This window comes from Pseudomonas entomophila (genome assembly GCF_018417595.1).
Classification (GTDB): domain Bacteria; phylum Pseudomonadota; class Gammaproteobacteria; order Pseudomonadales; family Pseudomonadaceae; genus Aquipseudomonas; species Aquipseudomonas entomophila_C.
The window spans coordinates 2,152,881-2,168,256 of the sequence record NZ_CP070982.1 but is presented as its reverse complement, the minus strand read 5'-3'; the positions used below and the strand labels follow the sequence as shown (position 1 = coordinate 2,168,256).

The window sequence follows — 15,376 nt, the reverse complement described above, 5'->3', positions numbered from 1 at the left end:
GACCACCCCAACTTGCGCGGGGGCACCAGCTCCCTTTTCCCGGTACACCGCTCAGAAGGTAAGGACACACGATGGCAACCTCAGGAATCGATTGCGACAACGACTTGTTCACCAGCCTCATCAGCGCCACGCCCGAAGAAGTGGACATTCTGGTGGACATCATCACCGACTTCTCCCGGGGCCGCGCCGGCCTGGATGCAGACATCAAGAAGCAGCTGGTACAGGCCAAGCACAGCTCGCGACCGGCCGGCTATACCGAGCAGCAGCTCGACTTGCTGGGCCATGAGCTGCAGCAGTTCGGCGGGCATTCGGCAATGAACCTGGCCCGCCGCCTGTTGAAGAAATCGGCGGTGCCCTACGCCGAGATCGTCAACGACGTGTACCAGAAGCTCAACGGCAGCGGCGCAACCAGCGTGGCGGACAAGGAACGCCAGATCGCCCTGGCGCTGTTCGGTGCCGGCTGGCGGGAGCTACCGGCTAGCGAGCGTTTCGAGCGGGCCACCAGCACCAAGGTGCTGACCGGGCTGTTCAAACTCGACGAGGCGCTGCCCAAAGGGGCCGCCAGCATGATCGGCCTCTCCGCCTCGCGCAGCGCGGCACTGTTCACCATGGCCGCGACCACCGGATTGCGCCTGAACCCCTTCGGCGCTGCCTTCACGGCCGGCGTGGGCCTGCACAGCAGCGTGGCTGAAGCCTACCGCGTGACCGTGCCCTTCGTTGCCCAGATGGGCTGGATCCGCCTGCGCCGGGAAGCACCCGCCACGCCCCCGGCCACACGCCCCGACACCCAGCCAGTGGCCACCGCTTCCCAGACCACGGCCGATCTGGTGGTCCAGGACGGCCAGGGCGGCACATTGCTCAAGCTCAACGTCGTGCAACGCCCGCCCGCAGGTACCCATCGCTCACTGCCAACCGACCAGATCAGTGCGCTCAACCCGCTGCTGGCCAATGTGCCCGGCCTGGCCGCCATGGGCGAGCTGGCTAGCGGCAACTACGTGGTGTGCAGCCTGCCGTTCGAGACACTGACCAAGAACGCCAACGGCGACGGCAGCGTCCGGGCCTTCGTGCGTACCGGCGGCAAGATCAGTGAACAGGCCAGCCTGTCACTGCCTGAAGACCTGCAGAACGTGCTGCTCAGTGGCGTGGTGTGGAACGCGGTGTCCTCGGCGGTGGGCCAGAAGCACTTGCACGACATCAACGAGAAGCTGGACGCCATCAAGCGTCAACTGGATGCCGTGCAGCACGATCTGGACGAAAAACAGTGGGAAGAGCTGACCGGGATGTTCGAGTACACCCAAGGCGTGCTCGATCACTATCCGCAAGAAGGCATCGACAGCATTGCCCGCCAGACACTTGAGAATCAACATAGCCAGATCACCTCCCTGGCCAAATACTTCGATCGCAAGATGAACGAAGAACTGAAGCACGCCCAAGATGTGCAGGCTGACAAATTGTTCGGTGTGGACAGCACCCGCCAGGCATTGCAGGGCAGCCTGACGAAGATGGAGGGTTGGGTCAGCGGTTACCTGCAAACCGCACAGCTGCAGGTGGTCAGTTGTGCCTTGCGCTACCTGGCCGAGCCACTGCAACGCTATCGCGCCCAGGCGGCCAAGGCTCTCGAAAGTCTCGGCCAACTGGAGGAAATCGGTAACCAGAGCCGCAGCATCTACAACTCGCAGATGGAACTGACCAGCTCACGCATGTTCAGCCTCGACGCCTCGCTGAAACAAAGCTTCACGGCGCAACTGGACGGTCTGACCAGCGCTTTGACCCAAGGCCCGCGGGACACCCAGCAACTGCAGCAGTCGCTGTTCGATCAGGGCGAGCGTCAGGTGTTGCTGCGCTATGAGAACGGGAAGATCGCCGAGGCGAGGCTGCTGGAACGAGCGGTTTGACACCAGGCTCGATATACACACGAGCTACCTTGGTACAGATCCTGGAAGCCCCAGCTCAAAGTGCGTCACGCAGGCCCATGCCGCCATGTCAGCCATGTCTTTGCCAATGTAACGGTAGTCATGGACTGAGCTGACAGTGGTATGGGTACGAGCGGCTCACAAGCTGGATGAATTCATCGAAGATGGGGCAGCCCCCTGCCCCTTGAGCTCGCCAAGGAACTCGGCAACCCGCTCGGCATCTTTGCCGTGCTTGGCCATAGCCGCAAGCGTCGGCTGCAAATGATAGAGCAGCAGTTCCAGATCCGGATGATTCAGCGGCAACTGCTCACGAATGCAGCCCAGCAATGACGCAACGGACATGAATGATGCGAACACCTGATAACCGCGCTGCGAAGCATAAGGGACCTTTTGCAGGTAATGTCGCGCCAACCGCAGTTGATCGCTTTTCTTCCAGGACCGGTGAGGGATAAGGAACAGCCCCTCGCCCCAGTCGGGCGACTCTATCGGGTAGGTGGACAGCAGCCAGTCAGCCGCCTGTGCGGATGACATTTGCGCCAACTGACGCCTTTGCGACCGCTGCGTGACTTCCATCCCTTTACTCCGGCGATCATCGGATCGATTGACCCAGGCTGTTATCGTAAGCGGTCAGGCCATCGTTTCCCACCCGGCGCGTGCCACTGAAATGGAATTCACGGACGACATGAAATCGCTTAAAGCAAAGTTGCTTGCCCGCTACAGGCAATCTTCCATCCCACAACGTTTCTATGCTGCCGCGCTGGCCACGTACGGCGTCAGCTTCGCGGCCTATTGGGCGATGGGTTTACCCGGGTTCACGACCGCGAGCACCGTAGCCTGCGCGCTGGTGATCCTTGGCTTCATCATCTGGTGCCTGCCCTTCGCTCGCTGGCTGCGCATTGCCTGGGAGAAGCCCTACGCCAAGATTCCAATCGTCATTCTGCATCTGCTGGTCTTGCTGACCTCCACAGCCTGCGCCCGCTACGCCGTGGCCGAGACCCTGGGGTTACCACCGCAAAGCTTCGACCTGACGGTGGCGATACTCGCCCTGCTGTTCTACATCCCGTCATGGCTCGGGGTATTGGCCATGATCGTTGCCCCATTGGCGCTGGCAACCTTCACCGTCACCGCGATTGGCTTGCTGCTGGATACTGTCTGGCTGCAGCTCTCCACGCTGATCGGCGGCTATGGCTATCGACCCAGCGTGAGGAAGGCCCTCAACCTGTACCTGTTTCATAGCACCGGTGCGCTGATGGGCAGCGTACTGCTGGCATACAGTTACGGTTACCTTACCGAGAATTTCAGCCCGGCATTCAAGACCGTGACGCAAGTCATCGCCCTACGCAGCGACTTCCACAAGGCGCGCCATTATCCAGACGTACAGTCCGGTGAGTACGTGCATCCGTTGGAAAATGGCTACATCGCGTTCGCACGCGAACAGGATGACAAGAGCGTGCTTATCGGCGTTCGGTTGCAGGGGACGGACGTGAAGGAACGGGTAGTGGAAACCATACCGTCTGTAAAGGCAGCCTTGACGGCGGCGGTGGAGCGACTGCGTTAGTTGGCATATCTCAGTCTTCGAGCTGCTCGGTACGCTCGCGATTCGCTTGCGTCCGAGCCCGAAGATGAGCCAGGCGATGCAACAACGATGATGGAATGGGCTGGATGCGTTTCGAGCTTTCGGTAACCTGAGCGCTACCAGCCCTTTGCCATTAGCACAACCGTGCTAATCGACCCTACTCCCCAAGCGCTCGTATAGTCCTTGCTGGATTACATAAATCGGGAAAGGACTCCATGCGTCACAGCCTTCTACTCCCCTGCCAATGGCTGGCCATCCTGGCCCTCACCTGCAGCACCCCGGCCCTCGCCGCCCCCGCCTCCGGCGACTACTGGATCATCTACGGCAAAGGCGAACGCCTGCACAACGAGGTCTACGTCGCCGATGCCGCCGGCATCGTGCAAAAGCCCGGTGGCGTGCAATCAGCCCAGGTCATGCAGCTATTCGAAGACCCGGCCTTCCCGACCCTGGTCGCCTACGAGGTGCAGGCAAAGTGCAAACAGCGCCAGATCCGCCTGGACAGCGCCCGGGCGATACGTCGCTTCGACGGCGCCGTGCGCGATGTGAAAACCAACGCCAAAGACTGGGTCGCACCAAAGGACTACTGGCTGCAGCGCACCTTCGCTTTCGTCTGCGCCCCCGACAACCGCGCGCGCAACCAGATGCTGTCAATCGGCAAGATGCCGGCGGCGAAGATGGTCGCCACCATCCAGGCCATGTTCATCCAGTTGATTGGCGTGCAGGCCAACAGCCAGGCGGTACAGGAGCTGGACGACATGCTGGCGAACACCCCACGATGAGCACGCGCCCTTTGCTGGTCCTTGGCCTGTTGCTGCCTGCGCTGGCCGGCTGCATCCCGACCCTGCCGGAGCTGATGGCGGGCAACCAATGGCAAGGGCGCGACGCCAAGCAGGCCATCGACTTCTTCGGCCCGCCCATGCGCATGGAGCCGTTGCCCGGCGGCGCCGGGGTGCAGTTGGGCTGGTACCGCGATACCACCTATGTGCAAAAGGAGGTGGTCGGCAGCACCGCCGAGATGCAAGGCAACGTGATGGTCCATACCAACTACTGGGACGACGTGGCCCATCCTGGCGGCTGTACGATTCTGATGTCGGTGGACAAGGCGCGGCAGATCAATGATTTCTCCACCAAGGGGCGCTGTAACGGCGTGAACCTGGCGCCATAGCATCAAGGTGCACAACAAATCCTGTGGGAGCGGGCTTGCCCGCGAAAGGGCCAGCCCAGAAAGCCAAGCTCCCAGGCAGATACCCTCCCCCTACTCATCCCCCCGCCCAACCATCAACCCATGATTCACATCCTGGGCCAACGCCTTGGCCATGCCACTGAGGTAATGCACCGCTGTCAGCAGCGTAGGCAGATGATCCGTCTCCACCATCGCCAGATCACTGATCTTGTGCACAGCACACATCAGCACGGTCGCCTGTTCCACCGCATGGTCCAGCGGATGCCCCGCCACCACGCGGAACAGCGGGTCTTGCACACTCACCTGCGCGCCTTCGCCGAAATGCCCGACGCCGGTGGTGGCGAGTTTCTTGATGCGCGGGATTTGCAATTCCTTATCCATACCATTCCTCCTGCGGCCCCGCGAACGGCGCGGGGCCTGATCGGTGAAGATCAAGTGCGAGCCCAGGCTCGCCAGGTCAGTGCCGGGATTGCACGCGGCTCAGCGCCACTTCCACCAAGGTGCGGGCACTGTCGATTTCGTGCATGGCGGCGAGGGTCAGGACCTGGCCTGGGGGTTTGGCGTGGAGCAGGACGGTCTGCTGGCTGACAGTCAGGGCGCAGACGAGGTATTCGGAGATCTGGACCAGAAGGTCTTCGAGGGTGTGGGTGGTGTATTTGTCGTGTAGGGGTGGATCGGGGACTATTTTCAGCATGGTAGAGCTCCTATTTTCAAATGGAGCTACCGTTCTCTGCTGTCAAACAGAAAGGTGGCAGCTGTACGCGGGTTGACAGACCGGGAAAATAGGAAACCGGCGCACCGAAGTGCCCCACGTACAGCCACCATAGACGGCCATGCACGCGCGTTACTATCTTCCCGGTCTGTCAAAACCGGTCGCTGAATTGGCAGCGACTTGGCGAGACTAGATGGGTGATGCAGCGGCTGCAACGGGCTGTAAGGGGGTAGAAGTATGTTTCGGAAACGGACTACAGAGAAGAGGGAAAATCCGATTCCGTAGACCCTGGGCACGCCTGCTGCCACAACGAATATGAACCTGAAACGCATACGAACTCTCGCGCGGAGGCTACGATCGCAGTGGCGCTTTGCCAGTTTTTCTTGAACCGTTTGATCACTTTGGCGACGATTGGGAAATTTCCTACAAACATCGGCGACAAAGGGCGGCGCACGTGGCGATCAAAGCTGTATCGAAGGAACGTATTGACGAGGCTTTGCTGGAATTTGACCGCGACTTTAGAGGACGACGAGAGTGGCATGGTTGGGAGACGAACCCTGCCCACCGTTACGCGATTGCTGTAGGGGGTACATCGTACCCAGCAAAGAAAATAGTCTCCTTGGCAACCGGTATCGCAGTGGGCCAATTCCCGGGCGGACACCTCACAAACCGCTATTTAGAAAAGCGTGGATTTACCATTATCGAGCTGCAGAGCACTGGTCTAGAACCAGTCCTGCAGTTCGAGCCTGGGGCCATTTACGATCGCGTGACTGAAATCAACGGACCATTCGGGGGTAGCCGGCAGAGCGGCATAGCGGCATCCGCTACCTACCCGGCGATTTTCTTGTTTACAGGCGATAGTGGCGAGCAATATGGCTATGCCGACCGCTGGGACAACGGTGCGTTTCTCTACACCGGTGAAGGGCAGCGTGGGCCTATGACATTGAATCGTGGCAACAGAGCTGTCGCTGAGCACGCGGAGACAGGTCGTGCGCTTCATCTGTTCCAATCGCTCGGCAAAGGAAAAGGTAATCGCTACATAGGTGAGTTCTGCTGCGCCGATGTCTTTGAACGAACCCAGCCGGATGTTGATGGCGAGGATCGTACTGCTCTTGTATTCAGATTGGTGCCTGTGGGCAGTCCAGAGCTGAGTGTCGAAACTGAGCCGGAGACAGAGGTTGAACTCGCAGATTCGTTATCTGCGGCTCGAATAGCTGCTCTGGCTGCCTGTAAGCCGGTAACGAATGCAATGGACCAATCAGCGCAGCGCAAAATTTACCAACGCAGTCGAAAGGTCGCTCACTACGTTCTCATGCGTGCCAAAGGCTTCTGTGAAAGCTGTGACAAGCCAGCTCCCTTTTTTAAGAAAGATGGAACCCCATACCTGGAACCGCATCATGTAAATCGGCTCTCCGACGGAGGCCTAGACCACCCTCGATACGTAGGGGCTGTCTGCCCGTCCTGCCATCGCGAGATTCACTCAGGCATAAATGGCGTGTCGCTCAACGATCAGTTGAAGCAGCGACTTATAGCAATCGAAGGCTGAGTTTAATTTGTCAAACTGAAATGCCCCTAGATTCGGAGACACCCTCAAATGGTAGCTTCGGGTCGAAAGCAGCCACTCGTGAACGGCTGCTTCCGACCCAATGCGGCCGCTCAGCATTGGCACAAAGCGGCCAGGAGTTGTCAGTCAACTCACTATGAGATAGCTACTGGATCTAGGCCAAATCAGGGGCGCTCGGCAGCTTTCAGCCAATCGGTTACACCATTTACCCTTAGCGAAAGTAAAGTGTCTTGTACCTCCACAACACTTCTCAGCATCAAACCCTCGTCGGACTCTTCTAGTTCTTCTGCTTCTGCAAAGAGCCTTGTCATTAGTTGGGTGAGGCTGTTTTCGTGGTCGTAAAGATATGGTTGGCTCTTTTTTACGTATGCCAGATAGATTCTGAGTGCCTCGAGGGCAAGCTCCGGGTCATATTCTGCAATCGTGTTAAGCCATTTATGAAAACCGTAAAGCCTATGGTGTTTCCTCTCGCTATGGCTGTCATTTTCGAATATCGAAAAACATTTTCGAATAAGCCCTATAGGCGCAAAAACAGGGGGAGTTTTATCTCCGAAAATACGCTCAAACTTTCCGGCAACAGCCAAGGCATGTGCACCGCTGGCATTTAACCCTGCTTCCAACCCAGCAAAGCACCCCTCACCTTGCTGCTGAATATTTTCAGTATGCGCCCAGACTGATGCAGCACCCAGCCATGCGTCTGTAGCATCAAGAGCCTTCAAGTCCTGTATCACATCAGTAATATTGATGTGTTTAGACAGGGCGCATAAAGCTGAAATACGCCCCCAAACTTCTAAATCTTTTTCTTTGCCTTCACAGCGGAGGCGCTTAAGTAAAGGTTCTACTACGGCAAAATTATTGTGATAAGCATAATAGAGGCAGGGTTCGGCGATCTCCCAGAGCCCGTCTGCATCTCGCATAGCAGCATGAAACAGGCTCCAGCCCAGTTCAAAATTCTTGCTCTGCAAATAAGGCAGTCGTCTAAGGATTACTGCGCGAATCGCAGGATGCTCATCTCCTGCAAAACGACGCAATGTAGGAAGTAATAGCTCGGGGAACGAACCGCCAATTTTTTGAACGTCACTAGCTAATATTGTTAAGGCTTCGGCTACATCGCCCTTAGCCATATTGATCCCCAGCGAGATCAAGCAAACTTTATCACCCCTGTACGGGCTGACTTCCTCAAGGCGCAGAAAAGCTATGGCTAAAAATACAAGTCGTTCGGCATCAATCAGGTTATTTACAGCATTGGCACAGGCTTCCAATGCTTTGGCTGCGGAGCGCCGGAGCCGCCAGTGCTGAGTGTGCCTTCCAAGCTCATCGAGAATTTGACTAGCTAGAGCTGTAGCCTCTGGCTCCTCAATAGGTATCCAATGTTCGTCCGCTCGCAGGTTCCCATGCCGACGGGCCATGTAATTGGCCACACCATCCATGATGTCATCGCGAAATTTTTCTGGAATGTCAGCCCAGTAGTTTGGCAAAAGCCTCATGAATCGAGTGGGATGCCGAGAGGCAGCCTCTTGAAGTTGCATGCCAACTTCATGTTCACCACCGACCAGAAATTCAACCCCGTGCCAATCTGAATAGCCGCTGTAGTGCGCTAGTAGGTGCATCACCGAGCTATCGCTGGCCTCTAGAAAGACATCAAATGAAAATGGCGCTCTGACTGCGCCACCCCATGAACGAACATCCGGCTGACGATCAGTTACTCCAACCGTTTTCCCATACTCGTCAATCACTGCTTGCGCCTCTGGCGAGCGCAGGTAGCAGGGGACTGCAAGGATTAACTCCGCACGTTTTTTAAGCACCCAGTATTCCGATGCGTACTCATAAAAAATATTTAATATGGTAGCGGTCACAGCATCTTGTGTTGCTTCCTCTAGAAGCATAAATGCTGATTGAATTAGCGCACCCAACTCATAGCTCAGTTGAAACTCAAGGATATTCTGGTCGCGCAACATGTAACCAATCAGATCAATATTGGCTACTGGTGTCGCAGTGCAAGCTTGCACCCCAAAGTACAGCAATGCCCCTTCTTTATTGAAACAAAGGCGCGATCGATTATCTCGCCACCAGCGTGAATGCGTTTTTGCATGATGGAGAATTGAGGCCTCTACTGCATCGAGCAGAGCATCAATGCTATCTACGTGATGCATGTCTCGCCGACTATGTGTCTGTTCGAACGATGTCTCGCTCAGAAAACCATATCGGTAGCCAACACGGGTTTCTCCATAACGTGAGCTGCGTATTGCACTCCAATGCTCAATCGACGCCACAGCCAGATCAAGCAATCTCGTAGATTGCTGCATGCGTTGTAGGAAAAAATTATCCTGACAATCGCCGAACTCATGGGATTGGCAGCGCAAATTTTTATCGTACCGGTACTCCAGAAGATCTTCTTCCTCAATGCCACCAGCCACATAATGCCAAAGCAGATCATCTCCTATAACTCCAGCATTTACGCAGCAAGCGACCAAGCGCCCTAAGAAGTCGTGATCGGTTGAGGGCGTATCCAGAAGCGACTTAAGCAACGGAACAACTAGGATTACGTTTTCTGCTGAAAACTCAGACAAGTACAGTGGCAACTGCTGAAACAATTGATTGTGATCGACCCAATCTAGAGACAGTGCTTCATGCCAGAATGAAACAACTGATTCTGGATCTTCATTCTTCCAGCGAGATATCTGATGTACATGCCCCATGTAGCCTTCTATATCTCGCCCTGCCTTAAGTATGGGCACCAGATACTTAAGCCAAAATCGATGCCACTCGACAGCATTGGCGGAGGTGTATATCACCTGAAAAACATCGCGGTGATTTCCTCGTAACTCACGTATTAAGGGCCAGTCCTCTTCGACGGGCAACTGTTCTGCAAAAGACTCAGCAACCAAGCGCCGGATATGAAAGACGGCTTTACCTGTCAATACTGCTCGTATCTGTTTTCTGAAATCACGCCGCTCCCCAAGAGCCAACTGCGCAACAAAACTACGAATACTGGGGCGAACAAAGGGTACCGGGGGCAAACTCTGAATGAATTGGTTCAGCGTAACACCGGCTCTCTGCGCTCCACTGATGACTAGAATATCTAGTAGTGTCTGATGCCCGAAGGTCAGCTTGCCATCCTGAGTTTCTTGCAACACGTTTAAGCTACACAATGATCGCAGAATCTCCGGTGATGCAGGAAAGCGCTGATATGGTATAACCAAACTGCGTGATTCGAGCATTTCTGCGGCAATGCGTTCAATTGCTCGTATCGCAGTATCACCAAGCGAGGCCTCTGCTCGTACAATCCCATCAAGATAACGCTGTGCCAACGCTTGGCTGGTGATGACGTTAAAGCCTCCTTCCAGAAGTGCTAAATCGACGTATAATGCAAGCTCCCGAGGGTTTCTAATTAATTCTCGCGTAACAGCATCAATGTCAACGGAAACAATCCCCAATGCGTCCAGTAATGGTGCTATCTGAGCATCCCAATCCAAGGGTGAACATTTGAATTCGCACTCCCATTGTCTCTCCGCAATTCTGCGATCGTAATGCCTGTCGAAGTTTCGACATGAGGTCACTACACTCACATTTGGAATCAATAAGAGACGATCTATCTGAGATAGGAAATAGGTGAGCACACGATGGTCCCGTGCAATAGATAGCACATCCAGGGAGTCGATTATCACAACAACATGCGCACTTTCTGCAATACGTGCAGCTTGATTCACCCACTGTTCAGAAAGTCCAAAAGCATGTCGATCTTGAAAGGTAGTCAAGTCAGAAAATTCACGAGACTGGATGAAGAGCGGCACGATACTCGTGCAACGCTGTGCGTTTCGCTCTAAAGTTTCCTGTACATCCAGCATCACGCAGGTTTTTCCCGAACCAGGTGAACCGGTAAGCAAGATAGCGCGTCGCCCCGAGTTGATTGCATCCAGCAGATCATCCACGACGGGGCTGGGTATTTTCTGACCTGCTACATCACGTCGCCATGATCTTCCGATAGCTGAAACACTGGAAAACGATGCACGAACTTCCGCAATATTTACGGGAGGAACTAGTAGCGCTCCTGCCTTGTTAAGAATGGCTTCAAGATTGGATTTGGTGAACCGATGCTGAGCGACTGAGAGCGATCCATCACTACTCATTCGGGCGCCCAAGTTATCTAGATGAACCCAGAGTGCATTAAATGCTGCATCCAGATTACTGACCATATTACGCAATCGCTCTCGTAACTTGTCTTGCATACGCCCTAGAGTACCGCTAGTTTCAAACTCTGTACAACTAAAAAATTCAAAGGTTGATAGACCTGGAGCGTAGGAACTGAGCAATGTCGAGAGGGTGGTGTCTGTCTTTTGGTTTTCGTTGCTTAAACTACTTTCATAGCCGCTCGCATCTTGCTGAGTCTCACTATATTCTTTTAACTTCCCCAGTTTTCCGAAGTTGCTTCTCGAATAAAAATAAACTTTAGAATTATCATTCTGACCAATCAGCCTTGCAGCTTTACCAAGCTCGTCCGCGAGATCATTAGTAGACCAATCTTTGAAATCGATTTGATTTTTTTTGCATTGGCATGCGATAACAGTGCCATCAGCTTTTCCAATGACAACATCGTCGACCAGACAAGTTATCGAATCAATTTCGAGCCATTGATAGTTTTCGTCGGATAGGACGGTTAATGCCCAATCAAAAGCAACCAAGGTTTGATAGCCGTCACCGCGGTTAGATCGTATGCCAGCAAGACTCATATCACCTCCTTTTGACAGATAGCCTCGCCCTTGCAAAGCTGATAGCCAAGAAACACCTCAGTATTATCACTCACTCTGAGGTTTTTGTGGCGCGAATTGGGCAGCCTAACCAGATACGCCATAAAAAAGCTCAGATTGGAGTGGCCTATCAGTTGGGCGCTAATAAGAAGCCAGAATGTCCGCTTTTGGCCGGTAGCTGCCTTTCGCGAAGGGCAGCTATGGGTCGAAAGCGGCCAACTGAGATTTACCATTTGCAATTCAGTTGGTGCGAGCATCTGACCATCAAACCATAGACGTAAACGGCTCTGAACAACCCGCAGTCACGGATTTCGATGTACTAAGCAGCCCACGAAATCTAATCAACATCTCGGTGGCGCAAAAAGTGGGGTAAATTTCTATCAGCGGTAAAAAACGAAGGCATAAAAAAATCCAGCCACCGCTAAGTGACTGGATTCTTTGGAGTATTTTGGTCGGGACGGAGTGATTCGAACACTCGACCCCTTGCACCCCATGCAAGTGCGCTACCGGGCTGCGCTACGCCCCGACATCATTCTCGATACCGCTGAGAACGTTGAAGAATTTAACCTAACCTTTTGAATAATGGAAGCTTTTTTTCAAAAATTTCCACTCGTCGCCAACCAGGTCACTTCTTGAGCACCACCAACACATCCTCCAATTCCGCAATCATCTGCCGAATCAGCTGCTTGTACTGGCTGGACTCATCCTTGACCTCATCACTGGAGAGCCGTAACCGCGCCCCGCCAATGGTAAAGCCCTGGTCATACAGCAAAGCGCGGATCTGGCGGATCATCAGCACGTCTTGCCGCTGATAATACCGCCGATTCCCACGGCGCTTCACCGGGTTGAGCTGCGGAAATTCCTGCTCCCAGTAGCGCAGCACGTGCGGTTTTACCGCACAGAGCTCGCTGACTTCACCGATGGTGAAGTAGCGTTTGCCCGGGATGGGGGGCAGCTCGTCGTTATGGCTTGGTTCCAGCATAGGCCTCTACCCGGGCTTTCAGCTTCTGCCCTGGACGAAAGGTGACGACGCGGCGCGCGGTGATCGGGATCTCTTCCCCTGTTTTAGGGTTGCGGCCCGGCCGCTGGCGTTTGTCGCGAAGGTCGAAGTTGCCGAAACCGGACAGCTTGACCTGCTCGTTGTCTTCAAGCGCGTGCCGAATTTCTTCGAAAAACAGCTCGACCAGCTCCTTGGCCTCACGCTTGTTAAGCCCCAGCTCCTCGTACAGCCTTTCGGCCATCTCAGCTTTCGTCAGAGCACCCATGCCGTTATTTCCTTAACGTGGTGTTCAACCTTTGTTCAAGCGAGGTGAGGATGGTTTGCAGGGTTTCATTCACCTCATCGTCGTTAAGAGTGCGCGATGGATGTTGCCAGGTCAAGCCGACGGCCAGGCTTTTTCTATCAGGATCAATGCCTTTACCCTGGTAGACGTCAAACAGCCTGAGGTCTGTGAGCCATTCGCCTGCATTGTCACGAATTACTTCAAGCACCGAGCTAGAAGCTACATCACGACCTGCGATCAAGGCCAGGTCACGACGGGTTTCCGGGAACTTGGACAGCTCGCTGAACTTCGGCAGGCGGCCTTCGACTACATCACCAAGCACCAGCTCGAAGACGAACACCGGGCGGTCGAGGCCGAGGGTCTTGGCCAGCTCCGGGTGGATGGCGCCGAGGTAACCGACTTCCTTGCCGTCGCGCTCGATGCGGGCGGTCTGGCCTGGGTGCAGGGCTGGGTGCTTGCCGGCGACGAAGGTGAAGTCGCTCAGGGCGCCCGAGTAGCCCAGCAGGGCTTCCACGTCGGCTTTGACGTCGAAGAAGTCGATGCCGTCGCGACCGTTCGCCCAGCCTTCTGGCTGGCGGCTGCCGGTGACGACGCCGGCGATCATTGGCTGCTGCTTGAGGTCACCGAGCTGGCCGACGAAGCGCAGGCCGCTTTCGAACAGGCGCACGCGGTCTTGCTGGCGGTTGAGGTTGTGCTGCATCGCCTTGACCAGGCCCGGCCACAGCGAGGCGCGCATGGCGGCCATGTCGCTGGAGATGGGGTTGGCCAGCAGCAGCGGCTCGACGCCTGGGGTGAACAGCTCGAACAGTTTCGGGTCGATGAAGCTGTAGGTGATGGCTTCCTGGTAGCCGCGGGCGACCAGCAGGCGGCGCAGGTTCGGCAGCTCGCCGCGGGTTTCCGGGCGGGCTTGCGGGGCCAGGCGGGCCTGCGGGTAGCGCACCGGCAGGTTGTTGTAGCCGTACAGGCGGGCCAGCTCTTCGATCAGGTCGACTTCCAGGCTGACGTCGAAGCGGTGGCTTGGGACGGTGACAGTCCACTCCCCTGCCCCACTTGCGCTGGTCTTCAGCTCCAGGGCGTTGAGCAGTTGCTCGACCTGGGCGGCGTCCATCTCCATGCCGAGCATCTGGGTGATGCGTTCGGCGCGCAGGGTGATCGGCGCGATGTTCGGCAGGTGCTGCTCGCTCACGGCTTCGACGATCGGGCCGGCTTCGCCGCCGACGATCTCCAGCACCAGGGCGGTGGCGCGCTCCATGGCTTCACGGGCCAGTTGCGAATCCACGCCGCGCTCGTAGCGGTGCGAGGCGTCGGTGTGCAGGCCGTAGGAACGGGCCTTGCCAGCGACGGAGATCGGCTCGAAGAAGGCGCTTTCGAGGAACAGGTCGCGGGTCTTCTCGGTGTTGACGCCACTGTGCTCGCCACCCATCACGCCGGCGATGGCCAGGGCGCGGGTGTGGTCGGCGATCACCAGGGTGTCGGCGCGCAGGGCAACTTCCTGACCGTCCAGCAGGACGAGCTTTTCGCCCTCCTCGGCCATGCGCACGCGGATGCCGCCGTTGATTTCGGCGAGGTCGAAGGCGTGCATCGGCTGGCCGAGTTCGAGCATCACGTAGTTGGTGATGTCGACGGCGGCGTCGATGCTGCGCACGTCGCTGCGGCGCAGGCGCTCGACCATCCACAGCGGGGTCGGCTTGCTCAGGTCGACGTTGCGGATGACGCGGCCCAGGTAGCGTGGGCAAGCGGCCGGGGCGCTGACTTCGACCGGGCGCACTTCGTCGTGGGCAGCCGGTACGGCTGGCACCGCCGGGCGGGTGACCGGTACGTCGTACAGGGCGCTGACGTCACGAGCCATGCCGGCGATGGACAGGCAGTCACCGCGGTTCGGGGTCAGGCCGATCTCGATGCTGGCGTCGTCCAGGTTCAGGTACTTGCGAATGTCTTCGCCAACCGGGGCGTCAGCCGCCAGCTCCAGCAGGCCGTCGTTCTCTTCGGTGATCTGCAGTTCAGCCGCCGAGCAGAGCATGCCGAACGACTCGACGCCGCGCAGCTTGGCCTTCTTGATCTTGAAGTCGCCCGGCAGTTCGGCGCCAATCATGGCGAACGGGATCTTGATGCCTGGGCGGGCATTCGGGGCGCCGCAGACCACCTGGAAGGTCTCTGCGCCGTTGCTCACCTGGCACACGCGCAGCTTGTCGGCGTCCGGGTGTTGTTCGGTGGTGAGGATCTCGCCCACCACGATGCCGCTGAACTGGCCGGCAGCGGGGGTCACGCTGTCGACTTCGAGGCCGGCCATGGACAGGCGGGCAACCAGTTCGTCACGGGAGACTTGCGGGTTTACCCAACCGCGCAGCCACTGTTCACTGAATTTCATGCTGTTCTCCTGAAAGTTGCGTCGATTGG

Annotated in this window: 12 protein-coding genes and 1 tRNA gene; 5 read left to right on the top strand and 8 right to left on the bottom strand. The window is 56.4% G+C overall.

What is annotated here, in order from left to right:
• Positions 1-71: 71 nt before the first annotated feature.
• On the top strand, positions 72-1,895 hold the full coding sequence (locus tag JYG34_RS09690) for a hypothetical protein (protein WP_213660474.1): 1,824 nt from the start codon (positions 72-74) through the stop codon (positions 1,893-1,895).
• Between the two features lie 156 nt (positions 1,896-2,051).
• Here JYG34_RS09690 and JYG34_RS09685 read toward each other — a convergent pair whose 3' ends face one another.
• A complete protein-coding gene (locus tag JYG34_RS09685) occupies positions 2,052-2,486 on the bottom strand; it encodes a hypothetical protein (protein WP_213660473.1) in 435 nt (144 codons plus the stop codon).
• A 91-nt stretch (positions 2,487-2,577) separates the two neighbouring features.
• Between JYG34_RS09685 and JYG34_RS09680 the strand changes: the two genes are divergently transcribed.
• The 3 genes from JYG34_RS09680 (at position 2,578) to JYG34_RS09670 (ending at position 4,654) form a co-directional block, all read left to right on the top strand.
• Complete coding sequence (locus JYG34_RS09680) at positions 2,578-3,471, top strand: hypothetical protein (RefSeq protein WP_213660472.1); 894 nt, start codon at positions 2,578-2,580, stop codon at positions 3,469-3,471.
• 233 nt (positions 3,472-3,704) lie between these two features.
• Positions 3,705-4,268, top strand: coding sequence for a hypothetical protein (locus JYG34_RS09675; RefSeq protein ID WP_213660471.1), 564 nt, complete (start codon positions 3,705-3,707; stop codon positions 4,266-4,268).
• Positions 4,265-4,654 carry a hypothetical protein gene (locus tag JYG34_RS09670; protein WP_213660470.1) on the top strand — a complete coding sequence of 130 codons (390 nt, stop codon included), beginning with the start codon at positions 4,265-4,267 and terminating at the stop codon, positions 4,652-4,654. The genes JYG34_RS09675 and JYG34_RS09670 overlap by 4 nt, the downstream gene beginning before the upstream one ends.
• Before the next feature lie 90 nt (positions 4,655-4,744).
• Here JYG34_RS09670 and JYG34_RS09665 read toward each other — a convergent pair whose 3' ends face one another.
• Together JYG34_RS09665 and JYG34_RS09660 are read right to left on the bottom strand one after the other, a co-directional pair.
• Positions 4,745-5,053 carry a DUF3077 domain-containing protein gene (locus tag JYG34_RS09665; protein ID WP_213660469.1) on the bottom strand — a complete coding sequence of 103 codons (309 nt, stop codon included), beginning with the start codon at positions 5,051-5,053 and terminating at the stop codon, positions 4,745-4,747.
• A gap of 76 nt (positions 5,054-5,129) precedes the next feature.
• Complete coding sequence (locus JYG34_RS09660; RefSeq protein WP_028688843.1) at positions 5,130-5,366, bottom strand: hypothetical protein; 237 nt, start codon at positions 5,364-5,366, stop codon at positions 5,130-5,132.
• A gap of 472 nt (positions 5,367-5,838) precedes the next feature.
• Between JYG34_RS09660 and JYG34_RS09655 the strand changes: the two genes are divergently transcribed.
• Positions 5,839-6,930 (top strand): HNH endonuclease, encoded by a 1,092-nt coding sequence (locus JYG34_RS09655; protein WP_213660468.1) that lies wholly within the window; start codon positions 5,839-5,841, stop codon positions 6,928-6,930.
• A 182-nt stretch (positions 6,931-7,112) separates the two neighbouring features.
• Here the strand turns inward: JYG34_RS09655 and JYG34_RS09650 are convergent, their stop codons facing one another.
• From JYG34_RS09650 to pheT, 5 genes are all read right to left on the bottom strand, one after another.
• Positions 7,113-11,678: an AAA family ATPase gene (locus tag JYG34_RS09650; protein WP_213660467.1), complete on the bottom strand. Its 4,566-nt coding sequence runs from the start codon at positions 11,676-11,678 to the stop codon at positions 7,113-7,115.
• A gap of 467 nt (positions 11,679-12,145) precedes the next feature.
• Positions 12,146-12,222: transfer RNA gene (locus tag JYG34_RS09645), tRNA-Pro, on the bottom strand.
• Positions 12,223-12,321: 99 nt separating this feature from the next.
• Complete coding sequence (locus JYG34_RS09640) at positions 12,322-12,678, bottom strand: MerR family transcriptional regulator (RefSeq protein ID WP_011533210.1); 357 nt, start codon at positions 12,676-12,678, stop codon at positions 12,322-12,324.
• Positions 12,659-12,961, bottom strand: coding sequence for an integration host factor subunit alpha (ihfA, locus tag JYG34_RS09635; protein ID WP_009394049.1), 303 nt, complete (start codon positions 12,959-12,961; stop codon positions 12,659-12,661). The genes JYG34_RS09640 and ihfA overlap by 20 nt, the downstream gene beginning before the upstream one ends.
• Positions 12,962-12,965: 4 nt before the next feature.
• Positions 12,966-15,347 (bottom strand): phenylalanine--tRNA ligase subunit beta, encoded by a 2,382-nt coding sequence (gene pheT, locus JYG34_RS09630; RefSeq protein ID WP_213660466.1) that lies wholly within the window; start codon positions 15,345-15,347, stop codon positions 12,966-12,968.
• Between the last annotated feature and the right edge of the window lie 29 nt (positions 15,348-15,376).